Source organism: Kitasatospora sp. NPDC048545 (assembly GCF_040651155.1).
Taxonomy (GTDB): domain Bacteria; phylum Actinomycetota; class Actinomycetes; order Streptomycetales; family Streptomycetaceae; genus Kitasatospora.
Genome location: NZ_JBEZIQ010000024.1, coordinates 87,461 through 108,357 on the forward strand (window position 1 = coordinate 87,461; position 20,897 = coordinate 108,357).

The following is a 20,897-nucleotide window of genomic DNA, read 5'->3' on the forward strand; positions in this document are numbered from 1 at the left end:
GAAGGTGTCCGGTGTGGTGGGGGAGTCGGATGGGCAGCCGTTGGTCGTGGGCTCGGCGACTCGTGGTCGTGGGGCTCGCGAGTGCGTGCGTGATGGGGGCGGTTTCGCCTGCGCTTGGGGCCGGGTCGATCCGGGCTGATCAGTGGCATCTGGATGCCATGCACGCTCCGGAGATGTGGAAGACCTCCACCGGGGAGGGGATCACCGTTGCGGTGATCGACGGGGGCTTCAAGCTCGATCATCCGGATCTGGTCGGGCAGTTCCTTCCGGGGAGGGACTTCAGTGGCAGCCCCGGTGGTGTGGGGTCCTTCGTTAACGGCCACGGCACGGAGATGGCCAGTCTGATCGCGGGGACCGGCAGGAGCAGTGGTGGGACGGGCGCCTATGGACTGGCGCCGGGGGCCAAGATTCTTCCGCTGAAGATGAACGACGGATCGGACCGGTCCCTCGGGGCTTCCATCTCGTCCGACTTCCTCGATGAGGTCGGGCAGGCCGTGAACTACGCGGTCGAGCAGGGTGCGAAGGTCATCAACGTTTCGGAGGAGAGCACGGCGGTCACGGCCACGCCGGAGAACGTCGCCAAGTTGAACCGCATTCTCGCGGCGGCCAGGGCGAAGGGGGTGCTCGTGGTCGCGAGCGTCGGGGACTCCGCGAAGGACGGCAATCTCGTCATGTATCCGGCCGCGCTGCCCAACGTCGTCGGCGTCGGAGCCCTTGACCGAAACGGCACGGTGACGGATGAGTCCCAGACGGGGCCGCACGTCACGCTCACGGCCCCCGGCACGGAGGTGATCGACGCCTGCACCAGCTCGACCGGCTACTGCAAGCGTCATGGAACGTCCGCTGCTGCCGCTCTGGTGTCGGCCTCGGCAGCGCTCGTCTGGGCGGTGCACAAGGACTGGACGGCGAATCAGGTCCTGCGGGTGCTGATCGATACGGTCGGAAAGCCGAACGACGGATCCAACCGCAGGGATGACATCGGATACGGTGCGGTCCGGCCGCGGATCGCTTTGACGTCTCCTGGCGACCCGGGTCCGGCGGACCGGTCGCCGCTCGCGTCCGACGTGGTCCTGCCGTCTTCGGTGCTGTCCCCCGCCGCGAGCCTGCCGTCGCCCGCGTCGTCGGCGTCGGGTCCCGCTGCGAGCCCGACCGCCGGTGCCGTCGGTGCACCGACGGCGCAGCCGAAGGCCGGCGCGTCGTCGGGGTCGGTCGGCGTGTTGCCGGTCGTCGGTGGTGTGGTGGCGGGGTTGGTGCTGGTGGCCGGGGTGGTGTTCGCCGTGCTGAGGCGGCGGCGGCCGGCGGTCGTTCAGCCGCCGGTCCACGTGCCGATGCTGCCGCTCCCGCCCTGGACGACGCCCGAGTCCTCGCAGGTGTACCGGCCTCCGGCGCGGCTGGAGGAGTAGCCGTTCGGGTAGGAGCCGGTGGGCCGTGACGGCGGCGGCGTCCGGGCGGCACTGCCGGAGCCCGGAGCCCGGAGCCCGGAGCCCGGCGCCGCGGTCGGCGGGGCGGCGCGCGGTGTGTCCCGGGCCCGGGGCTCGCACGGGGTGCGGCCCGGGCGTGGGGGTGTGGCTGCGCGCCGGGGTCACTCGGGTGGCGGCTGGTGGGGGTGGGGGCGTGGTGGTGAGGGTGGTGGTATGGATGCGGAGGGTGCTTGGCGGGCAGGGCAGTTGCGGCGGGCGGCGGCTGCGGCGCTGATCGGTACGGCGATCGAGTTCTACGACTTCTTCATTTACGGGACGGCGGCCGCGTTGGTGTTCGGGCCGGTGTTCTTTCCCGGGCTGGGTTCGGTGGGGGCGTTGTTGGCGGCGTTCTCGGTGTACGCGGTGGCGTTCCTGGCCCGGCCGTTGGGGGCGGTGGTGTTCGGGCACTTCGGGGACCGGGTGGGGCGGAAGGCGACGTTGGTGGTGTCGCTGTTGCTGATGGGGTCGGCGACGACGGCGGTGGGGCTGCTGCCGGGGTTCGGGGCCTGGGGGTGGTGGGCGCCGGTGGTGCTGGTGGCGTTGCGGGTGTGCCAGGGCGTCGGGTTGGGCGGGGAGTGGGGCGGGGCGGCGTTGTTGATCGCGGAGAACGCGCCGGCCGGGCGGCGGGGGCGGTACGGCGGGTTTCTGCAGTTGGGGCCGACGAGCGGTTTCGTGCTGGCGAACGGGGTGTTCCTGGCGCTCCAACTCGGTTTGGACGAGCGGGCGTTCCGCGAGTGGGGTTGGCGGGTGCCGTTCCTGGCCTCGTTCGTGCTGGTCGCGGTGGGGTTGTTCGTGCGGCTGGGGATCGAGGAGTCGCCGCTGTTCCGGTCGGCCGGTCGCGGGGAGCGGGCCCCGGTGCTGGAGGTGTTGCGGGAGCACTGGCGTCCGGTGCTGGCGGGCGGCGGGGCGATCACGGTGGGGTACGCGTTGTTCTACCTGACGACGACGTACGTGCTGGCGTACGCGACCTCGGGGCTGGGGGTGGCGAGCACGCTGGTGCTGACGATGCTGCTGGTCGGCGCGGTGGGCATGGCGGTGATGGTGTGGCTGAGCGCGTCGCACAGCGACCGGTGGGGGCGGCTGCGGACGCTGCGGTGGGCGACGGGTTTCGCCGCGGGCTGGTCGCTGGTGCTGTTCCCGCTGGTGGAAACGGTGAGCCGGCCGCTGATGTTCGTGGCGCTGGCAGGCGCGATGGTGGGGTTGGGCTGCATGTTCGGGCCGGTGGCGGCGTTCCTGCCGGAGTTGTTCCCGACCCGGGTGCGCTACACGGGTGCCGCGTTGACGTACAACCTGGGCGGTGTGATCGGTGGTGCGACGACGCCGCTGGTGGCGACGCGGTTGACCGAGGCGTACGGGACGGCGCAGCCGGCGGGTTGGTACCTGGCGGGGCTGGGCGTGCTGGCCCTGGGGTGTCTGCGGCTGCTGCCGGAGACGGTGGGTGCCGAGCTCGGGTCGGTGGATGGGCCGGTGGACGGCGGACGCCGCCGGGCGCCCCTGCTGGGGACGGATCCGGCGGCGTAGGTGCGCGAACGGCGGGGCGGGTGTCCGGGGTCCCGGGGCCGCCCGGGGCCGCCCGGGGCGGGCCGGTTCAGCCGGCCAGGGCGGCGCGGCCGGCCAGTACCACGGCGGTGTGCCGGGCGACGCGCTCGCCGAGGTGCTCGGCGGTCGCGATGTCGGCCTTGTGGACGGCTTCCGGGCCGGCGTCGGACGGGGAGGAGGCGGCGGCGCCGCCGAAGAAGCCGAGGCGGTTGAGGTCGTTCTCGGAGGCGGTGGTGGCGTTCCAGCCGGGCTTGAGGCCGAGGTTGACCCAGTTCATGCCGTGCTGGGCGGCGAGGGTCTGGAAGTAGCCGAGGGTGCTGCCCTTGTCGCCGCTCTTGGAGGCGGAGTTGGTGAAGCCGGCGGCGACCTTGTCCTTCCACGCGTCGGTGAACCAGCGCTTGCTGGTGGCCTCGGCGAAGACGTGGAAGGCGCCGGAGGCGGTGCCCATGTAGGTGGGGGAGCCGAAGACGATGGCGTCGGCGGCGTCCAGCTGGGCCCACTGCTCGTCGGTGATGGTGTCGACGGCGATGGTGACGACCTCGGCGCCCGCTGCGGCGGCGCCGCGGGCGACGGCTTCGGCGATCACGGCGGTGTGGCCGTAGCCGGAGTGGTAGGCGAGGGCGACGATCGGTCGGGTGGCGCTCATGCGGGCTCTCCTGGGAGGGGACGGGCGCGGGCCGGCGGGGCCGGACCGGTGGCGTGGGGGACGGGCCGGGGGCAGGACGCGGTGAGGCGGCCCCGATCCGTCTAGGTCTCCAATATAGACCAGGTCTCTATTGGTTACCAGGGGTGGATCGGAGACCGCGGGGCTACCCTGGAGGGCATGACGACGGACGAAGCGACCCGGGCCCGGGCGGGGCAGCACGAGGAGCCGCAGGCGTGCGAGGGGCCGGCGGGGGAGTCGGGGGAGGGGGCGGCGGAGCAGGGCTACGACGTCTTCGCCCAGCTCTGCCCCAGTCGTGAGGTGTTCGCCGAGCTGGCCGACAAGTGGTCGTTGCTGATCCTGATGAGCCTCGCCCTCTGCGGGCCGCAGCGCTTCTCCGAACTCCAGCGCGGGGTCGGCGGGGTCAGCCGCAAGATGCTCACCCAGTCGCTGCGCAACCTGGAGCGCAGCGGCCTGGTGCTCCGCACGGTCTTCCCGGAGACGCCGCCGCGCGTGGTCTACGACCTGCTGCCGCTCGGCCGCGAGCTGGCCGAGCTGGTCGCCCCGCTCGGCCGGTGGACGGAGCACCGCGCCGGCCGGATGATGGCGGCCCGCGAGGAGTTCGACGCGACGCACGCCCGGGGTTGAGGTCTCCCGGGCGGGCGTGCGGCCGCCCGGGCGGGACCGATTTCCCTTCCGGGCGCACGGCCGTGTAATGTCTTCCTTGTTCGACCGGCCCGGTGAAAACCCGGCAAGCCCCTATAGCTCAGTCGGTAGAGCGTCTCCATGGTAAGGAGAAGGTCTGCGGTTCGATTCCGCATGGGGGCTCAACTGAAGGACCCCTGCCTCACGGCGGGGGTCCTTCGCGTTTCCGCTGACGGCCTGCCGCGATGGCCTGCCGCGACGGGCTGGCGGGTCGGGTACGGAATGCGCTGTGATGGTGCGTCATCGGCCGTCCGCCCGAGGGGTGCGGACGCGAGCCGGACCCCGACCGGGAGGGTGTCATGGGCGTTCGACTCGTGGTGGTCGACGACCACCGGCTGTTGGCCGAGGCGCTGGCCACCGCACTCCAACTCCGTGGCCACCGGGTGCTCGCGGTCGGTTCCCCGGCCGGTGTCGCCGCCGACCTGGTGACCGGGCGGCGGCCCGAGGTGTGCCTGCTGGGAGTGGCCGCGCCGGGGGAGCCGGGCGCCTTCGAGGGGCTGCGCCGGATCCGCCGGGACCGGCCCGAGGTGGCCGTGATCGTGCTCGGACCGGTGGGTGAACTGCGCGGTGTGGCCGCGGCGTTCGCGGCCGGCGCGGCGGGGTACGTGCCCAGCGACGAGCGGATCGAAGTGGTCGAGCGGGCCATCGGGCGGGCCCGGGCGGGCGAGGCCGCGGTCGCGGTGGACATCCTGCGCGGAGCCTTCGACCAACTGCTGCGCCCGGCCGCCGAACCGGACGACGAGGCCGTCCGGCTGCTGCGGCTGCTGACCCGGCGTGAGGTGCAGGTGCTGGCCCGGATCGCGGACGGCGAGGACACCGCGGCGATCGCCGCCGGGATGCGGATCGCCGCCAGTACCGCCCGGACGCACGTCCAGCGGGTGCTGATGAAGCTCGGCGCGCGGACCCGCCTGGAGGCGGCCGCGGTGGCGGCGCGCACCGGCCTGCTGGAGCGGATGTCCGGAGGCTGAGGGCGTCGGGGAGGACGGCCGCGAAGGGGCCGGCGAGCCCGCCGCGGAAGCCCGTCGCACAGGGCGCCGGGGCGGCGGCCGGACGCGGGCGGGATGACCGGCGGCTGAGGACTTGGTGAAGAGCGTGCGAGCGGCCACCCGCGTGGTCCTGAGCACTCCGGCGGGTTGGGAGAATGGCGGCAGTCGTACGCATTCCGTCGATGGCCCCCGGATCGGGCGGACCATCGCCCGCTGGAGGTCTCAACATGAGTAAGTACCTGGTCACGGGTGGCGCCGGCTACGTCGGCAGCGTGGTGGCCGCCCACCTGCTGGAGGCGGGGCACCAGGTGACCGTCCTGGACGACCTCTCGACCGGCTTCCGCGAGGGCGTCCCGGCCGGTGCCGAGTTCGTCGAGGGCCGGATCCAGGAGGCCGGCGAGGTGCTCGACGGCTCCTTCGACGGCGTGCTGCACTTCGCCGCCTCCTCGCAGGTCGGCGAGTCGGTCGTGGACCCGGAGAAGTACTGGCGCAACAACGTGGCCGGTTCGCTGGAGCTGATCAGCGCGATGCGCGCGGCCGGCGTGCGCAAGCTGGTGTTCTCCTCCACCGCCGCCACCTACGGCGAGCCGGAGGCCGTGCCGATCGCGGAGACCGCCCGTACCGCGCCGACCAACACCTACGGCGCCACCAAGCTCGCCGTGGACCACCTGATCACCAGCGAGGCCGTCGCGCACGGCCTGGCCGCCGTCTCGCTGCGCTACTTCAACGTGGCCGGCGCGTACGGCGTGTACGGCGAGCGGCACGACCCCGAGTCGCACCTGATCCCGCTGGTCTTCCAGGCCGCGCTCGGGCAGCGCCCGCACATCGCGGTGTACGGCGACGACTACCCGACCCCGGACGGCACCTGCATCCGCGACTACATCCACGTCGCGGACCTGGCCGACGCCCACCTGCTGGCGCTGGGCGCCGCCAAGCCGGGCGAGCACCTGATCTGCAACCTGGGCAACGGCAGCGGCTTCTCGGTGCGCGAGGTGATCGAGTCGGTCAAGCGCGTCACCGGCCGGGAGATCCCGGTGCAGGTCGCGGGGCGTCGCGCCGGTGACCCGGCGGTGCTGGTGGCCTCGGCCGCCCGCGCCCACGAGGCGCTGGGCTGGACCCCGCGCCGCCCGAACCTGGACGACATCGTCGCCGACGCCTGGAAGTTCACCCTGGAGAAGAACGGCCGGTAGTCCGGCCCGGCGCACCGGCCGCCCAGCGCGGCCCGGCGGCTGCCCGACGGCCGGCCGCCGTCGGGCAACCGCTCCCGGACCTGCGGGAGCGCCGCCCGCGGCGGCCGGGCACCGGTCGGGCGTACAAGTCCCTCCTCTCACGCACCTTCTGACGAAACTTCACCAAATCGCCACGAGGGCGATTCCCGACCCCGTACGCTGAGTTCGGTACCGGTGGGGGCCGGCGCCCTTTCCACCGGCCACCGGTGGGCGGGCGGAGCGGCGGGTCCGGAACGCGGACGCCGGGCCGTTCCCCGCTCCCGGGCTCGGGCGGTCTGAGCAGGGGGAGGGACGATGGGGCGGATTCGCGTCCTGGTGGTCGACGACCACCGGATCTTCGCCGAAGCACTCGCCGCGGCGCTCGCCGCCGAGCCCGACGTGGAGGTGGGCGCGGCCGGCAGCGCGGCCGCCGCAGAGCGGGCGCTGGAACGCGCCGCCGCCGAGGGCCGGCCCTACGACGTGGCGTTGATCGACGCCGACCTCGGGGCGGGCGGGGCGGGAGCGGTCGGACCGCCGGGGGCGGCTCCGCCGACGGCCCGCAGACGGCCCGGACCGGAGCCCGCCGAGGACACCAGGCGCCGGGCGTCCCCGCCCGTACCGCCGCCGCGACGGCCGGCCGGACCGCCCGGGGCGCCCTCCCCGCTGTCGGCCGCGGTGCCGGGTGCACCGCCCGGCGGCAACCGCCCGGGGGCGGATCCGCTCCGGCCCGACCACCTCAGACCTGCCGCCCCGCCGCCCGACGGCATCACCCTGCTGGCCCGCCTCCGCCGCGCCCACCCCGGGCTGCGCGCCGTCGTGCTGGCCACCGCCGACGACCCGCACCGCGCCGCCCGCGCCCTGCACGCCGGTGCCACCGGCTGGGTGGCCAAGGAGAGTTCACTGGCCCGGCTGCTCGCCGTGGTCCGGGGCGTACTGCGGGACGAGACACACCTGCCGCCCGCACTGCTCACCGGGGTGATCCGCGAGCTCACCACCGCCCGGCGGGACCGCACCGAGAGCGAGCGGCTGGTGGACACCCTGACCCCGCGGGAGAAGCAGATCCTGCGCTGCATGGTCGCGGGTCTGGGCCGGCAGGCCGTCGCGGAGCGGCTCTACCTGTCACCGCACACCGTCCGGACGCACATGCAGAACGTGCTCGGCAAGCTCGGGGTCCACTCCACGCTGGCCGCCGTCGCGGTCGCCCGCCGGGCCGGGGTCAGCCCCGCCGATCATCAGGCCGTGCCGCCGCCGTCGGTGGCGGCCACCGTCGAGCGTTCGTGACGCCGGGCCGAGGGTGGCGTCGGGTCGAAGGTGACGTCGGGTCGGCCGCGGGTCAGCCCGGGATGTTGTCGAACGGGGCGATCAGCAGTCGCAGCAGTGTGGCGAGTTCGGTCTGCTGGCCGGAGGTGAGCTGGGCGAGCAGTTCGCGTTCGTGCGCGAGGAGTCCGGCGAGTGCCTGGTCGGCGCGGTCGCGGCCGTCGTCGGTGAGCCGGACCAGCACGCCGCGCCGGTCGTCCGGGTCGGGCAGCCGCTTGACCAGGCCCTTGCCGGTGAGCCGGTCGATCCGGTTGGTCATGGTGCCCGAGGTGACCAGGGTCTGGGTGAGCAGCTGGCCGGGGGAGAGCTGGTAGGGGGAGCCGGCCCGCCGCAGGGCGGTGAGGACGTCGAACTCCCAGGGCTCCAAGCCGTGCTCGGCGAAGGCGGTGCGGCGGGCGCGGTCCAGGTGCCGGGCGAGCCGGCTGACCCGGCTGAGCACCTCCAGCGGCTCCACGTCGAGGTCGGGGCGCTCCCGGCGCCATGCTGCGACCAGCCTGTCGACCTCGTCCTTCATGACGATCAGTGTATCGGTGGATGTGTCGATGTGAAGTCTCTTGACATCGAGAAATATGCCGACGAGGCTGCATCGAGATATCTTGATATCGAGACACTTGCGAGGTTGACCATGACCGCCCCCGTCTGGGACCCGGCGCAGTACGTGCGCTTCGTCGACGAACGCACCCGCCCGCTGCGCGACCTGCTCGCTCGCGTCCCCGTCCTTCCGCACCCCGGCGAGGAGACGATCCTCGACATCGGTTGCGGCCCCGGAAACTCCACCGCCGTCCTGCGCGAACGCTGGCCGCACGCCCGCCTCACCGGCGTCGACAACTCCGCCCCGATGCTCGCCACCGCCCGCACCGAGGGCGAACCCACCGCCGACTACGTGCTCGCCGACGCCCGCGACTACGACCCGGCCCCGGTCCGCCCCGACCTCGTCGTCTCCAACGCGGCCCTGCAGTGGATGAACCCGTCCGAGCCCGAGCCCCGACAGGGGCACCCCTCGCCCACGGCCGGCGAGGAGGGACGGGCCGACGGCCACCTCGGCATCGTCCGGCGCTGGGCCGCGGCCGTGCGCCCCGGCGGGGCCGTCGCCCTCCAGGTCCCCGGCAACTTCGACGCCCCCAGTCACACCCTGCTCGCCGACCTGCGCCGCAGCGCCCGCTGGCGGGGCACGCTCGGCGAGGACGCCGTCCGCGCCGGCGTCCACCCGCCCGAGCGCTACCTCGACGCCCTCGTGGGCGCCGGCTGCCACCCGGACGTCTGGGAGAGCACCTATCTCACCGTGCTCCCCGGGCCGGACCCGGTCCTGGAGTGGGTCAAGGGCACCGCGCTGCGCCCCGTCCTGACCCTGCTCGCCGATCCGGCCGACCGGGCCGCCTTCCTCGCCGAGTACGGGCGGCTGCTGCGCGAGGCCTACCCGTCCGGGCCGTCCGGGACGGTCTTCCCGTTCCGGCGGATCTTCGCGGTGGGGACCAAGCGGTAGGGATCAAGCGGTGGGGACCAAGCGGTAGGGCCGGACGGCCGCGGGAGTGCGCGGCGGGGCTCAGCCCCTGCGGTCGCCGACCAGCCTCGGGTGCCGCTCCAGGCCCTCCAACCCGTGCCAGGCGAGGTTCACCAGGTGGGCCGCCACCGTCGCCTTGTCCGGCTTGCGGACCTCCAGCCACCACTGCCCGGTCAGCGCGACCATCCCGACCAGCATCTGCGAGTACATCGGGGCCAGCCGCGCGTCGAAGCCGCGCGACTTGAACTCCAGGCCCAGGATGTCCTCCACCTGCGTCGCGATGTCGCTGATCAGCGAGGCGAAGGTGCCGGTCGACTGGGCCACCGGCGAGTCCCGGACCAGGATCCGGAAGCCGTCCGTCGAGGTGTCGATGTAGTCCATCAGCGCGAAGGCGGCCTGTTCCAGCAGCTCACGCGAGTGGCCGCCGGTCAGCGCCCCCGTCACCATGTCCAGCAGCAGCTGCATCTCGCGGTCCACCACCACCGCGTAGAGGCCCTCCTTGCCGCCGAAGTGCTCGTACACGACGGGCTTCGACACCCCGGCGCGCTCGGCGATCTCCTCCACCGAGGTGCCGTCGTAGCCGCGCTCCGCGAAGACCGTCCGGCCGATCTCCAGCAGCTGCTCGCGGCGCTGCTTGCCGGTCATCCTGACCCGGCCGCCCCGGCGGCGCGGGGCCGGGCCGCCGGTGCTCCGGTCCGCGGCCCCGTCGGCGGTGCCGCCCTTCGGTGCAGCGGACCGCGGACGGGCCGGCGCCGTAGCGGGCGCCGCGTCCGTCCGCGTGCTGTGGTGACCGCCTGTGGTGTCTGCGCTGCTCCCGTTCACCCCTACATCATGCTGGAAGCGCCGCCTCATGCGGCGCGGCGGGCGGCGATCCGCTGCCCGTCCGGCCAGCGGACGTCCCGGACCCAGCCGGCCAGCTCGAACCAGCGGATCAGCCGGGCCGAGGAGTCGATCTGCCCGCGCAGCACCCCGTGCCGGGCCGCGGTCGGGTCGGCGTGGTGCAGGTTGTGCCAGGACTCGCCGCAGGAGAGGACCGCGAGCCACCAGACGTTGCCGGAGCGGTCCCGGGAGCGGAAGGGGCGCCGGCCGACGGCGTGGCAGATCGAGTTGATCGACCAGGTGACGTGGTGCAGCAGTGCCACCCGGACCAGCGAACCCCAGAAGAAGGCGGACAGCGCGCCCTGCCAGGACAGCGTCACCAGGCCGCCGACCAGCGGGGGGATCAGCAGCGAGATGGTGGTCCAGAGCCAGAACAGCCGGGAGATCCGCCTTATGGCCGGGTCGCGGACGAGGTCCGGGGCGTACTTGATCTGCGAGGTCTGCTCCTCGTCGAACATCCAGCCCATGTGCGCCCACCAGAGGCCCTTCATCAGCGCCGGGACGCTCTCCCCGTAGCGCCAGGGCGAGTGCGGGTCGCCGTCCTTGTCGCTGAAGCGGTGGTGCTTGCGGTGGTCGGCGACCCAGCGCACCAGCGGGCCCTCGACGGCGAGGCTCCCGGCGATCGCCAGGGCGAGGCGCATCGGGCGGCCGGCCTTGAAGGCGCTGTGGGTGAAGTAGCGGTGGTAGCCGACGGTGATGCCGTGGCAGGTCAGGAAGTACAGGGAGACGGTGATCGCGACGTCCGTCCAGCCCAGCCCCCAGCCCCAGGCCACCGGTACGGCGGCCAGCAGGGCGGCGAACGGCACGAGGATGAACAGCCCGAGCGCGGCCCGCTCGGCCAGGCCCTGCTTCTCCCCGCCACGGGTGGCGGACAGCTGCGTGGCGGCGGTGTCGGGATCGGGAGACGGAGTGCGGGGCGCGGCGGTCCCCGCGCGCGCCTCGCCGGCCTGGATGGTCATGGGCGTCCCTTTGCGGCGTCCCGGAACGGGAGAGGAGCGGAGCCTACGTCGGCGTAACCTACGGCATCGTAGGTTGCGTGCCGCGTCCTGGGGAACACACCGCCGCGCGGCGCTTGAGTGAATTCACCCGACTGGATGGCTGAACCCGGGGCCCCGCGAGTTCGCCCGGGGAGCACCGATCCGGGCCCTGCGGATCGGTGCAAGTCGATACCCACGGCGGGGTCCGCTCGGGTAGGGTCTGACACGACTGTCCGCCGTGGTGTAATGGCAGCACAGGGCCCTTTGGAGGCCTTTGTCTGGGTTCGAATCCTAGCGGCGGAGCCTTTGCACGCCTCTGGTTCGGGCGTCTTCCACCGCGCCGGTATTGTCGGTGCTGCTCGGCGGACTGTGCGTATGGCGACCGGCCTGGGTCCCGGCCGGGCCTGCTCTGCCCTCTCTGTGAACCTACCGAGGAGCCTCCCCGCATGGGTGCCAATTCGCTTGCCGCCGTTGTCGTGCTCGCCGCCGGTGGCGGGACCCGGATGAAGTCGAACAAGCTGCCCAAGGTCCTGCACGAGGTGTGCGGGCGGTCGCTGGTGGGTCACGCGGTCGCGGCGGCCGGGGAGCTGACGCCGGAGCAGCTCGTGGTGGTCGTCGGGCACCAGCGCGAGCAGGTCCAGGAGCACCTGACGGAGCACTACCCCGCAGCGCGGACCGCCGTGCAGGAGCAGCAGAACGGCACCGGTCACGCGGTGCGGACGGCGCTGGAGGCCCTGGCCGCCGACGGCGCGGTGCTGAACGGCACCGTCATCGTCACCGCCGGCGACTCGCCGCTGCTGACCGGGTCGACGCTGCGCCGGCTGGCCGACGCCCACACGGCCCAGCAGAACGGCGTCACCGTGCTGACCGCCGTGGTGCCGGAGCCCTACGGCTACGGCCGGATCCTGCGCGACGAGGACGGCACGGTCGCCTCGATCGTCGAGGAGCGGGACGCCAGCGCCACCCAGCGCGCGATCGCCGAGATCAACTCGGGCGTCTTCGCCTTCGACGCCGAGCTGCTGGTCGAGGCGCTGGCCGAGCTCACCACGGACAACTCGCAGGGCGAGGAGTACCTGACCGACACCCTGGAGATCCTGCGCAAGGCCGGTCACCGGGTGGGCGCCGTGGTCGCCGAGGACCACCGGGACATCCTGGGCATCAACGACCGGGTCCAGCTGGCGCAGGCCCGCCGGCTGCTGAACGACCGCCTGCTGGAGCGGGCGATGCGCGCGGGCGTCACCGTGGTGGACCCGGCGACCACCTGGATCGACGTGCAGGTGACCTACGAGCCGGACGCCGTGGTGCTGCCCAACACCCAGCTGCAGGGCGTCACCCACCTGGCCGAGGGCTGCGAGGTCGGCCCGAACTCGACCCTGAAGGACACCCTGATCGGCGCCGGCGCCCGTGTGAGCAACACCACGGCCGACCGCGCCGAGGTCGGCGAGCTGGCCACCGCCGGCCCGTACGCCTACCTGCGTCCGGGCGCGAAGCTGGCCCGCAAGGCGAAGGTCGGCACCTACGTTGAGATCAAGAACTCCGAGCTCGGCGAGGGCGCCAAGGTGCCGCACCTGTCGTACATCGGCGACGCGACGATCGGCGAGGGCACCAACGTCGGCGCGGCCTCGGTCACCGTCAACTACGACGGCGTGAACAAGCACCGCACCGTCATCGGCGCGCACTGCCGCACCGGCTCGGACAACATGTTCATCGCCCCGGTGACCGTCGGTGACGGCGCCTACACCGGCGCCGGCTCGGTGATCACCGCCGACGTACCGGCGGGCGCGCTCGGCGTGAGCCGCGCGAACCAGCGCAACATCGAGGGCTGGGTCGAGCGCAAGCGCCCGGGGACCTCGTCGGCGCAGGCCGCGAAGGCCGCGACGGACGGCGCCCCGGAGGCCTGACACACCGGGCGGGAGTCCGGGGTCCGGTCCCGGGGCGGACGCTTTCTGCGCGGGCGCGTAACCTTGGGGACATACGTGCGCCACTGGGCTTACCGCCCGTGTCCAGGCGTACCGACAATTCCCCGACCCCGTACTGCGCGTGGGCCTCGCCTGCCCGCATCGGGTCGAGGATTCAGCGTCCGCAACGCGAGGAGACGGTGCAGTGAGCGGGATCACGACGTCGGGTGAGAAGAAGCTCAAGCTCTTCTCCGGCCGTGCCCACCCGGAACTGGCGAGGGAGGTGGCCGAGGCGCTCGGGACCGAGCTGGTCCCCACCAAGGCCCTGGACTTCGCCAACGGTGAGATCTACGTCCGCTTCCTGGAGTCGGCCCGCGGCGCGGACTGCTTCGTGATGCAGAGCCACACGGCTCCCATCAACCAGTGGATCATGGAACAGCTGATCATGATCGATGCTCTGAAGCGGGCCTCCGCCAAGAGCATCACCGCGATCCTGCCGTTCTACGGGTACGCCCGCCAGGACAAGAAGCACCTCGGCCGCGAGCCCATCTCGGCCCGGCTGGTCGCCGACCTGCTGCGCCAGGCCGGTGCCGACCGCCTGATGGCCGTGGACCTGCACACCGCGCAGATCCAGGGCTTCTTCGAGGGCCCGGTCGACCACCTGTTCGCGCTGCCGCTGCTGGCCGACTACATCGGCGGGAAGGTGGACCGGTCCAAGCTGACCGTCGTCTCGCCGGACGCCGGCCGGGTGAAGGTGGCCGACCAGTGGTGCGACCGCCTGGACGCCCCGCTGGCGATCATCCACAAGCGCCGCGACATCACCCAGGCCAACACCATCCTGTCGGCCGACGTGGTCGGTGACGTCGAGGGCCGGGTCTGCGTCCTGGTCGACGACATGATCGACACCGCCGGCACGATCTGCGCCGCGGCCGACGCGCTGTTCGAGAACGGCGCCGCGGACGTCCTGGTGGCCGCCACCCACGGCGTGCTCTCCGGCCCGGCCGCGGACCGGCTGAAGAACTCGCGGGTCAGCGAGTTCGTGTTCACCAACACGCTGCCCACCCCGGCGCAGCTCCAGCTGGACAAGATCACCACGCTGTCCATCGCCCCGTCGATCGCGGCCGCGATCCGCGAGGTGTTCGAGGAGGGCTCGGTCACGAGCCTCTTCGAGGGCGTGCACTGACGAAGCCCGCGCAGGCGGCCCCGGTCCCGGAAGGGCCGGGGCCGCCGCCGATTTCGCGCCGGGCGGCAGGAGCGGTTAGACTCGTGAAACTGCTCGGCGAGGGATGCCGTGCGCCTGCTCGACGGGCGCCCGCTCCGTGATCGACGCGCTGCCGGTGCCGGATTCCCGTCCGCCGGCAGGCCGTTGCCGCCGAGTGACCCCCGAACGTACTGAGGGTGTGGTCCCGGCGGTTTTTCGCGTTGCCTGCACCCCCGCGCCATTTTCACGAGGAGTGCAGTCGTGTCCGAGATCCGTATTGCCGCTGAGACCCGCACCGAGTTCGGCAAGGGTGCTGCCCGTCGCGCCCGCCGCGCCGGCTTCGTCCCGGGTGTCGTCTACGGCCACGGCCACGCCCCGGTTCACCTGAACCTGCCCGGCCACGACCTGATGATGGCCCTGAAGACCCCGAACGCCCTGCTGGTCGTCCCGATCGAGGGCAAGGACGAGTACGTGCTGCCGAAGGCCGTCCAGCGCGAGGCCATCAAGCGCAGCATCGAGCACGTCGACCTGCTCCTGGTCAAGCGCGGCGAGAAGGTCACCGTCGAGATCCCGGTCCTCACCGAGGGCGAGCTGGCCCCCGGCGGCAACCTGCTCGAGCACGTGCTGAACGCCCTGCCGATCGAGGCCGAGGCCACCCACCTGCCCGAGTCCGTCACCGTCTCGGTCGAGGGCCTGGAGGCCGGTGCCTCCATCCACGCCAAGGACATCACCCTGCCGGCCGGCGTCACCCTGGCCGTCGAGGCCGACGCCGTCGTGCTGCAGGTCATCGGCGCCCAGGCCGCCCCGGTCGAGGACGAGGCCGCCGAGGCCGAGGGCGCCGAGGCCTGAGCCTCGCCCCTGAAGAGCTGAGACCGCTGCCCCGGTCGCTCCCGCTGGAGCGGCCGGGGCAGCGGTGTGTCCGGGATGATGACGTCGAGCGTGAAGGCGAGGAGTGAGGGCGCTATGGCGGACGAGTACGAGGGCCCCTGGCTGGTGGTGGGTCTGGGCAACCCGGGCGAGCAGTACGCCCGGAACCGGCACAACATCGGGTTCATGGTGGTGGACCTGCTGGCGCAGCGGATGGGCGCCAAGTTCAAGGCGCACAAGAGCCGGGCGCAGGTGGCCGAGGGACGGCTGGCGGGCAAGCGGGTGGTGCTGGCCAAGCCGATGTCCTTCATGAACCTCTCCGGCGGCCCGGTGACGGCGCTGCGCGACTTCTACAAGGTGCCGGCCGCCGCGCTGGTCGCGGTCCACGACGAGCTGGACGTCGACTACGCGGCGCTGCGGCTGAAGCTGGGCGGCGGGGACAACGGCCACAACGGGCTGAAGTCGATCACCAAGTCGCTCGGCCCCGAGTACCACCGGGTGCGCTGCGGGATCGGCCGCCCGCCGGGCCGGATGGAGGTCGCGGACTTCGTGCTGAAGGACTTCTCCTCGACCGAGCGCAAGGAACTGGAGTGGTTCGTGGACCGCTCGGCCGACGCGGTGGAGGCGCTGCTGTCCGAGGGGCTGGAGCGCGCCCAGGGCACGTACAACTCCTGAACGTCCGTCAACACGGTGCGCCGGGTACGCAACAGTCGTACAACGCTTGACCGGCCAAACCTGAATCCGTGTGAGAAGCCTGTGCGGGATCGGATAGCGTCGGCCCGGTACGCGAACGAGTCCTGGGGAGTTCTCGATGCGGAGTTTGGGTCCGGTCCGCCCACTGCGGCGGACCCGGGGGGTCCGGCTGAAACAGCTCGGACGGAAGGTCGGTACGGCCGGTGCGCTGGGAGCGGCAGGGGTGCTGCTGTCCGGTGCCGCGGTGGCGCACGCCGACCCGGTGGCGGAGCCGGATCCGCTGATCGCCCCGGAGCCGGCGGCGGCGCAGCCGGTGCTCGGTGAGTCGATGGGCCCCGACGCGGGCCTGCTGGCCGTCGGCGGCGGCCTGGTGGTGGCGGCCGGCGGCGCGGCGCTGTGGCTGAAGCGCAGGCGCGCGGGCGAGCCCGCGGAGTAGTGACGAGTCCTCAGGGGCCGGTGTCCACGGTGGTGGGCGCCGGCCCTTCGTCGTGCCCGCCCGGGTGTCATCCGTTTCCGGCGTGCCGGGCGTCGTGAGGGTATGAAGCGCGAATCGATGCGCCCGGGGGGCTCCGGGTCCGATCCGTTCGACGAGTTCGTCGCGGCTCGGTACCAGGCCCTCCTACGGGGGGCGTACCTGATCACCGGGGACGTCCACGACGCCCGGGACCTGCTGCACGACGCGTTGGCGCGGGTCTACCCGAAGCGGACGGCGATCCGGGACGCGCGGGCGGCCGAGGCGTACGTGCGGACGACGATGGTCCGTACCCACGTCTCGCGGTGGCGGCGGACCCGGCGCGAGGTCCTCACGCCCGTGCTGCCGGACTCGCCGGGGACGCCGGTGGCCGAGCACGACGAGCAGCTGGCGGCGGTGATGCGGACGCTGCCGCCCCGGCAGCGGGCGGTGGTCGTGCTCCGCTACTACGTCGACCTGCCGGTGGCGCAGGTCGCGCAGGAGCTCGGCTGCTCGGTGGCCACGGCGAAGACGCATCTGGCGCGGGCGATGAAGACGCTCCGGCAGGAGCTGGCACCGGCGAAGGAGATGGTGGGTCATGGCGGCTGAACGGCCGGAACAGCCGGACGGGTTCGAGGAGGAGCTCGCCGTGCGGCTCGGCACACGGGCGGGGTCGGTGGCCGGCAGTCCGCCGCTGGCGGCACTGCGGGACGCCGGGCGGCGGCGGGCGCGGTGGCTGACCGTGCTGCGGGGGACGGCCGCGGTGGTGGTGCTGGCAGCCGGGGTGGGGATGCTGAGCCGGCTGGGCGACGGCGGGGGCCCGGGAGGCGTGGAGCACCGCCCGCCCGCGGGTGCGGCCAGTCCGCCGCCCGGGGTGTCGGCCTGGAACGAGGTGGGCCCGGTCGTGGCCTGCAAGGGGCCGACGTCGCTGCGGACCCCGGGCTGGCACGATCGCCCCGTCTCGCCGTCGTCGGGCCTGTCGTCGTCGGGCCTGCCGTCGTCGGGAGGTCCGACCGGGGGCCGGTCCTCGTCGGGTTTCCCGTCGACCGGCTCGCCGTCGGGCGGTGGTCCGTCGACCGGCTTCCCGTCGGGCGGCTCGCCGTCGGGTGGCGTGCCGTCGACCGGGTTCCCGGCGGCCTGGCCGACGTCCTCGGGCCCGTCGTCCCCGTTGTCGTCCGCGCAGCTGATCCGGCTCGATCTGGCGCGGGCGGGTGAGGCCGTCGACAGGGTGGCGAACACGGGCTACCGGGACCACTACTTCGGCAGTTGCCGGGACGCGGAGACCGGCACGCTCTATGTGATGCGCGTTCCGGGCAGCGCTCTGGACGCCGCGGTGGCCGGCGCGGCGGCCGACTGGCCCTCGGTGAAGCTGCAGTTCACCGATGCTGCGGCCTCGCGCGACGAGCAGGAGGTCCTGGTGGGCAGGATCGACGGGGACCGCGCGTACTGGCACTCCGAGGGCGTGGAGATCGGGTCCGTGGCGGTCGGCGGCGACGGTGCCGGAGTGGTGGTCGGCACCCCTCAGTGGGAGTCGGCCGGGGCACGGATCAAGGCGAGGTACGGCCCACTGGTGGTCGAGGTGCGCTAGCGGACCCTGCGAACCCCGCGGAACGTGCAGGGGCCGACGGCACGCGCCGTCGGCCCCTGTCGGCGTGCCCCGGGTCAGCCGGTGTTGCGCAGACCGGCGGCGATGCCGTTGACGGTCAGCAGCAGCGCGCGGGCGCGCAGCGGGTCGTCGTGGCGGCCGGCCTCGACCTCCTCGCGCTGGCGGCGCAGCAGCGCGACCTGGAGGTAGGAGATCGGGTCGAGGTAGGCGTCGCGGACGGCGAAGGTCTGCTTCAGCACCGGGTTGTGCTCCAGGAGTTCGCTCTCGCCGGTGAGCCGGAGCACCTGGCGCAGGGTGAGGGCGTGCTCGTCCTTGATCTGGTCGAAGACGTGGCGCAGTTCGCCGGGCACCAGCTGCTCGACGTAGTGGCTGGCGATCCGCAGGTCGGTCTTGGCCAGCGTCATCGCGACGTTGGACAGGAAGTTGCGGAAGAAGTGCCACTCGCCGTACATCTCGTCCAGCACGTCGCCCAGGCCCGCCGCGCGGGCGGCGGCGAGGCCGGAGCCGACGCCGTACCAGCCGGGGACGATCTGGCGGGACTGGGTCCAGCCGAAGACCCACGGGATGGCCCGCAGGCCGTCCAGGCCCGCGCCGGAGTCGGGGCGGCGGGACGGGCGGGAGCCCAGGTGCAGCGAGGCGAGCTGGTCGACCGGGGTGGCGGCGAAGAAGTACTTCGGCAGGTCCTCCTGCTCGACCAGGCCGCGGTAGGCGGTGTGGGCGGCCTCGGAGACCTGGTCCATCGCGGCGTCCCAGCGGGCCAGCGACTCGGGGGCCTGGCGCGGCGCGGTGTGCAGTGCCGAGGCCGAGAGGGTGGCGGAGATGGTCAGCTCCAGGTTCTCCCGGGCGAGGGAGGGGAGCAGGTACTTGTCGGAGATGACCTCGCCCTGCTCGGTGACCTTGATCTCGCCCTCCAGGGTGCCCCAGGGCTGGGCCAGGATGGCCTCGTGCGAGGGGCCGCCGCCGCGGCCGACGGTGCCGCCGCGGCCGTGGAAGAGGCGCAGCCGGATGCCGTAGCGGTGGGCGACGTCGCGCAGCCGGCGCTGGGCACGGTGGATCTCCCACTGGGAGGTGGTGATGCCGCCGAACTTGGAGGAGTCCGAGTAGCCGAGCATGACCTCCTGGATGTCCCCGCGCAGCGAGACGAGCAGGCGGTAGGAGGGGTCGGAGAGCATCTCGTCGAGGATGCGGTCGGCCTGCTGGAGTTCGTCGGTGGTTTCCAGCAGCGGCACGATGCCGATCTTGGCGATGCCGGCGTGCAGGTCGATCAGGCCGGCCTCGCGGGCCAGGACGGTGGCGGCGAAGACGTCGTCGGCGCCCTGGCACATCGAGATGATGTAGCTCTCGACGATCTCGTCGCCGAAGCGCTCGAAGCCCTCGCGGATGGTGTTGAAGACGCCGAGGGTCTTGGTGCCGGCCTCGTCCAGCGGGGCCGGGGTGGGGGCGAGCGGGCGGCGCGAGCGGAGCTCCTTGGCGAGCAGCTTCTGCCGGTACTCGCGCGGCATGTCGGCGTAGCGCCAGGCCTCCTCGCCGAGGCGGTCGAAGAGCTGGCCGAGGGCGTGGTGGTGGGCCTCGGCGTGCTCGCGCACGTCCATGGTGGCGAGCTGGAGGCCGAAGGCCTCGATGGTGCGGATGGCGCGGGCGAGGCGGCCGTCGGCGATGAGCTCGCCGCGGTGGGCGCGCAGCGACTCCTGGATCAGCCGCAGGTCGGCGACGAGCTCGCGGGTGCCGAGGTAGTCGCGGCCCTCGACGTGCGGGGTGCCGCCGGCCAGGCGCTCGCGGGTGTTCTCCAGCTTGAGCCGGATGCAGGTGGCCTTGAGGCGGTAGGGCTCCTCGGCGTTCATCCGCTTGTAGCGCGGGCTGAGTTCGGGGAGCACGTGCAGGTCGGTGTTGAGCGAGGCGAGCAGTTCGACGGAGGCGCCGGCCAGCCGCTCGGAGGTGGAGAGGGTGTTGCGCAGGTCGTCGATGGCGTCCAGCGCGTCCTTGATGCCGTACTCGTGCTGGAGGTTGAGGACGTCCCAGGTGACCTGCGGGGTGACGTTGGGGTTGCCGTCGCGGTCGCCGCCGATCCAGGTGCCGAAGGTGAGCGGACGGACGCCGTCGGGCAGGGTGAGGCCGACCCGGGCGAGCTCCTCCTGGAGCTCCTCCAGGACCTCGGGGACGGCCTCGCGGTAGAGCTCGTCCAGGTAGTAGACGGCGTTGCGGGCCTCGTCGGTGGGCTCGGGGCGGGCGATGCGCAGCTCGTCGGTCTGCCAGAGCAGGTCGATGACCTCGGCGAGGCGGCGGTCGGCGGAGCGCTTGGCGCTGCTCGTGCGGGCCGGGTCGGCGGCGACGAGGCCGGACGCGAGCTCCTCGCGGTGGATGCGGTCGAGGAGCTCGCCGATCCGGCGCAGCTTGTTGAGGACGCTGCGGCGGGCGGCCTCGGTGGGGTGCGCGGTGAAGACGGGGCGGACCGCGAGGTGGGCGAGGGTGTCCTGGAGGTGCTTGGGGTCGGCCTCGGCGAGCTGGTCGGCGGTCTGCGCGAGGAGGGAGCCCTCCCGGGCGCGGCGGGTGGCGAACTCGCGGCCGCGGTGCACCTGCTCGGTGACGTTGGCAAGGTGGAAGTAGGTGGAGAACGCCCGGACCAGCTTGGCGGCGGTGTCCAGGTCGATGCCGGACAGCAGTTCGGCGGTGGCCTCGCCGTCGGTGCGGCTGAGCAGGCGGACCTGTTCGACCAGGCCCAGCAACTGGGGGCCCTCCTGGCGGACCAGCGTCTCGCCGAGCAGGTCGCCGAGGCGGCGGATGTCCGCCCGCAGGGCTGCGTTGTCAGCGACGACGGGCGTGGGGTTGTCCGCCGGGTTGGGGACCGGAGCGGTCACGGCTGGCTCCCTGTGGTGGTGGGGTTCGGCAACGGCTCATCGTCACAGGTCCACAGGCGTGTGGCGGGTGTGACGCGTGCGGACCGCGCTGTCCGACGCGACCAGCATAGG

General features: G+C 73.0%; 19 protein-coding genes and 2 tRNA genes. 16 read left to right on the top strand and 5 right to left on the bottom strand.

Translation table 11 applies throughout. The annotated features are described in order from the left end of the window. Window positions 1-29: 29 nt before the first annotated feature. Together mycP and AB0D10_RS22910 are read left to right on the top strand one after the other, a co-directional pair. A complete protein-coding gene (gene mycP / locus AB0D10_RS22905) occupies window positions 30-1,403 on the top strand; it encodes a type VII secretion-associated serine protease mycosin (RefSeq protein WP_360259294.1) in 1,374 nt (457 codons plus the stop codon). Window positions 1,404-1,634: 231 nt separating this feature from the next. Next, window positions 1,635-2,981, top strand: a complete 1,347-nt coding sequence (locus tag AB0D10_RS22910; protein WP_360259296.1) for an MFS transporter — start codon at window positions 1,635-1,637, stop codon at window positions 2,979-2,981. 67 nt (window positions 2,982-3,048) lie between these two features. On the opposite strand, the gene AB0D10_RS22915 is transcribed toward AB0D10_RS22910, so the two are convergent. Further along, entirely contained in the window at window positions 3,049-3,645 is a 597-nt protein-coding gene (locus AB0D10_RS22915) for a flavodoxin family protein (protein WP_360259298.1), read from the bottom strand. A gap of 177 nt (window positions 3,646-3,822) precedes the next feature. Between AB0D10_RS22915 and AB0D10_RS22920 the strand changes: the two genes are divergently transcribed. The 5 genes from AB0D10_RS22920 (at window position 3,823) to AB0D10_RS22940 (ending at window position 7,822) form a co-directional block, all read left to right on the top strand. Next, complete coding sequence (locus AB0D10_RS22920) at window positions 3,823-4,290, top strand: helix-turn-helix domain-containing protein (RefSeq protein ID WP_360259300.1); 468 nt, start codon at window positions 3,823-3,825, stop codon at window positions 4,288-4,290. Window positions 4,291-4,397: 107 nt separating this feature from the next. Next, window positions 4,398-4,470, top strand: a tRNA-Thr gene (locus tag AB0D10_RS22925). 176 nt (window positions 4,471-4,646) lie between these two features. After that, window positions 4,647-5,315, top strand: coding sequence for a response regulator transcription factor (locus AB0D10_RS22930; RefSeq protein WP_360259302.1), 669 nt, complete (start codon window positions 4,647-4,649; stop codon window positions 5,313-5,315). 245 nt (window positions 5,316-5,560) lie between these two features. Further along, window positions 5,561-6,523 carry a UDP-glucose 4-epimerase GalE gene (gene galE, locus AB0D10_RS22935; RefSeq protein ID WP_360259304.1) on the top strand — a complete coding sequence of 321 codons (963 nt, stop codon included), beginning with the start codon at window positions 5,561-5,563 and terminating at the stop codon, window positions 6,521-6,523. Window positions 6,524-6,856: 333 nt separating this feature from the next. Then, complete coding sequence (locus tag AB0D10_RS22940; RefSeq protein ID WP_360259306.1) at window positions 6,857-7,822, top strand: response regulator transcription factor; 966 nt, start codon at window positions 6,857-6,859, stop codon at window positions 7,820-7,822. Window positions 7,823-7,874: 52 nt separating this feature from the next. Here AB0D10_RS22940 and AB0D10_RS22945 read toward each other — a convergent pair whose 3' ends face one another. Continuing rightward, window positions 7,875-8,372 (bottom strand): MarR family transcriptional regulator, encoded by a 498-nt coding sequence (locus AB0D10_RS22945; protein ID WP_360259307.1) that lies wholly within the window; start codon window positions 8,370-8,372, stop codon window positions 7,875-7,877. 111 nt (window positions 8,373-8,483) lie between these two features. Between AB0D10_RS22945 and AB0D10_RS22950 the strand changes: the two genes are divergently transcribed. Then, a complete protein-coding gene (locus AB0D10_RS22950; RefSeq protein WP_360259309.1) occupies window positions 8,484-9,341 on the top strand; it encodes a methyltransferase domain-containing protein in 858 nt (285 codons plus the stop codon). Window positions 9,342-9,401: 60 nt separating this feature from the next. Here the strand turns inward: AB0D10_RS22950 and AB0D10_RS22955 are convergent, their stop codons facing one another. Then, window positions 9,402-10,004 (bottom strand): TetR/AcrR family transcriptional regulator, encoded by a 603-nt coding sequence (locus tag AB0D10_RS22955; protein ID WP_360259311.1) that lies wholly within the window; start codon window positions 10,002-10,004, stop codon window positions 9,402-9,404. A 203-nt stretch (window positions 10,005-10,207) separates the two neighbouring features. Further along, entirely contained in the window at window positions 10,208-11,197 is a 990-nt protein-coding gene (locus AB0D10_RS22960) for a fatty acid desaturase (RefSeq protein ID WP_360259314.1), read from the bottom strand. Window positions 11,198-11,447: 250 nt separating this feature from the next. On the opposite strand from AB0D10_RS22960, the gene AB0D10_RS22965 reads away from it, so the two are divergent. The 8 genes from AB0D10_RS22965 to AB0D10_RS23000 all read left to right on the top strand — a co-directional run bounded on the left by AB0D10_RS22965 (window position 11,448) and on the right by AB0D10_RS23000 (window position 17,913). Continuing rightward, window positions 11,448-11,518 (top strand) — tRNA-Gln (locus tag AB0D10_RS22965). Between the two features lie 143 nt (window positions 11,519-11,661). Beyond that, window positions 11,662-13,116, top strand: coding sequence for a bifunctional UDP-N-acetylglucosamine diphosphorylase/glucosamine-1-phosphate N-acetyltransferase GlmU (glmU, locus tag AB0D10_RS22970; protein ID WP_360259316.1), 1,455 nt, complete (start codon window positions 11,662-11,664; stop codon window positions 13,114-13,116). A gap of 202 nt (window positions 13,117-13,318) precedes the next feature. Further along, complete coding sequence (locus AB0D10_RS22975) at window positions 13,319-14,296, top strand: ribose-phosphate diphosphokinase (RefSeq protein WP_360259319.1); 978 nt, start codon at window positions 13,319-13,321, stop codon at window positions 14,294-14,296. A 279-nt stretch (window positions 14,297-14,575) separates the two neighbouring features. Then, a complete protein-coding gene (locus tag AB0D10_RS22980; protein WP_360259321.1) occupies window positions 14,576-15,163 on the top strand; it encodes a 50S ribosomal protein L25/general stress protein Ctc in 588 nt (195 codons plus the stop codon). 114 nt (window positions 15,164-15,277) lie between these two features. Further along, window positions 15,278-15,856 (top strand): aminoacyl-tRNA hydrolase, encoded by a 579-nt coding sequence (gene pth / locus AB0D10_RS22985; protein ID WP_360259323.1) that lies wholly within the window; start codon window positions 15,278-15,280, stop codon window positions 15,854-15,856. A 241-nt stretch (window positions 15,857-16,097) separates the two neighbouring features. Beyond that, a complete protein-coding gene (locus AB0D10_RS22990; RefSeq protein WP_360259325.1) occupies window positions 16,098-16,310 on the top strand; it encodes a hypothetical protein in 213 nt (70 codons plus the stop codon). Between the two features lie 102 nt (window positions 16,311-16,412). Next, window positions 16,413-16,934 (top strand): SigE family RNA polymerase sigma factor, encoded by a 522-nt coding sequence (locus AB0D10_RS22995; RefSeq protein WP_360259328.1) that lies wholly within the window; start codon window positions 16,413-16,415, stop codon window positions 16,932-16,934. Next, window positions 16,924-17,913 (top strand): hypothetical protein, encoded by a 990-nt coding sequence (locus AB0D10_RS23000; protein WP_360259330.1) that lies wholly within the window; start codon window positions 16,924-16,926, stop codon window positions 17,911-17,913. Before AB0D10_RS22995 ends, AB0D10_RS23000 begins: the two co-directional genes overlap by 11 nt. 74 nt (window positions 17,914-17,987) lie before the next feature. Here AB0D10_RS23000 and ppc read toward each other — a convergent pair whose 3' ends face one another. After that, window positions 17,988-20,786 (bottom strand): phosphoenolpyruvate carboxylase, encoded by a 2,799-nt coding sequence (ppc, locus tag AB0D10_RS23005; RefSeq protein WP_360259332.1) that lies wholly within the window; start codon window positions 20,784-20,786, stop codon window positions 17,988-17,990. Between the last annotated feature and the right edge of the window lie 111 nt (window positions 20,787-20,897).

Excerpts from the sequence above, each read along its gene's own strand:
- AB0D10_RS22915 (WP_360259298.1), bottom strand. The coding sequence starts at position 3,645 with ATGAGCGCCACCCGACCGATCGTCGCCCTCGCCTACCACTCCGGCTAC.
- AB0D10_RS22930 (WP_360259302.1), top strand. The coding sequence starts at position 4,647 with ATGGGCGTTCGACTCGTGGTGGTCGACGACCACCGGCTGTTGGCCGAG.
- AB0D10_RS22945 (WP_360259307.1), bottom strand. The coding sequence starts at position 8,372 with ATGAAGGACGAGGTCGACAGGCTGGTCGCAGCATGGCGCCGGGAGCGC.
- AB0D10_RS22950 (WP_360259309.1), top strand. The coding sequence starts at position 8,484 with ATGACCGCCCCCGTCTGGGACCCGGCGCAGTACGTGCGCTTCGTCGAC.
- AB0D10_RS22960 (WP_360259314.1), bottom strand. The coding sequence starts at position 11,197 with ATGACCATCCAGGCCGGCGAGGCGCGCGCGGGGACCGCCGCGCCCCGC.
- pth (WP_360259323.1), top strand. The coding sequence starts at position 15,278 with ATGGCGGACGAGTACGAGGGCCCCTGGCTGGTGGTGGGTCTGGGCAAC.
- AB0D10_RS22995 (WP_360259328.1), top strand. The coding sequence starts at position 16,413 with ATGAAGCGCGAATCGATGCGCCCGGGGGGCTCCGGGTCCGATCCGTTC.
- AB0D10_RS22955 (WP_360259311.1), bottom strand. The coding sequence starts at position 10,004 with ATGACCGGCAAGCAGCGCCGCGAGCAGCTGCTGGAGATCGGCCGGACG.
- AB0D10_RS22920 (WP_360259300.1), top strand. The coding sequence starts at position 3,823 with ATGACGACGGACGAAGCGACCCGGGCCCGGGCGGGGCAGCACGAGGAG.
- AB0D10_RS23000 (WP_360259330.1), top strand. The coding sequence starts at position 16,924 with ATGGCGGCTGAACGGCCGGAACAGCCGGACGGGTTCGAGGAGGAGCTC.
- galE (WP_360259304.1), top strand. The coding sequence starts at position 5,561 with ATGAGTAAGTACCTGGTCACGGGTGGCGCCGGCTACGTCGGCAGCGTG.
- AB0D10_RS22940 (WP_360259306.1), top strand. The coding sequence starts at position 6,857 with ATGGGGCGGATTCGCGTCCTGGTGGTCGACGACCACCGGATCTTCGCC.
- mycP (WP_360259294.1), top strand. The coding sequence starts at position 30 with ATGGGCAGCCGTTGGTCGTGGGCTCGGCGACTCGTGGTCGTGGGGCTC.
- AB0D10_RS22910 (WP_360259296.1), top strand. The coding sequence starts at position 1,635 with ATGGATGCGGAGGGTGCTTGGCGGGCAGGGCAGTTGCGGCGGGCGGCG.
- glmU (WP_360259316.1), top strand. The coding sequence starts at position 11,662 with ATGGGTGCCAATTCGCTTGCCGCCGTTGTCGTGCTCGCCGCCGGTGGC.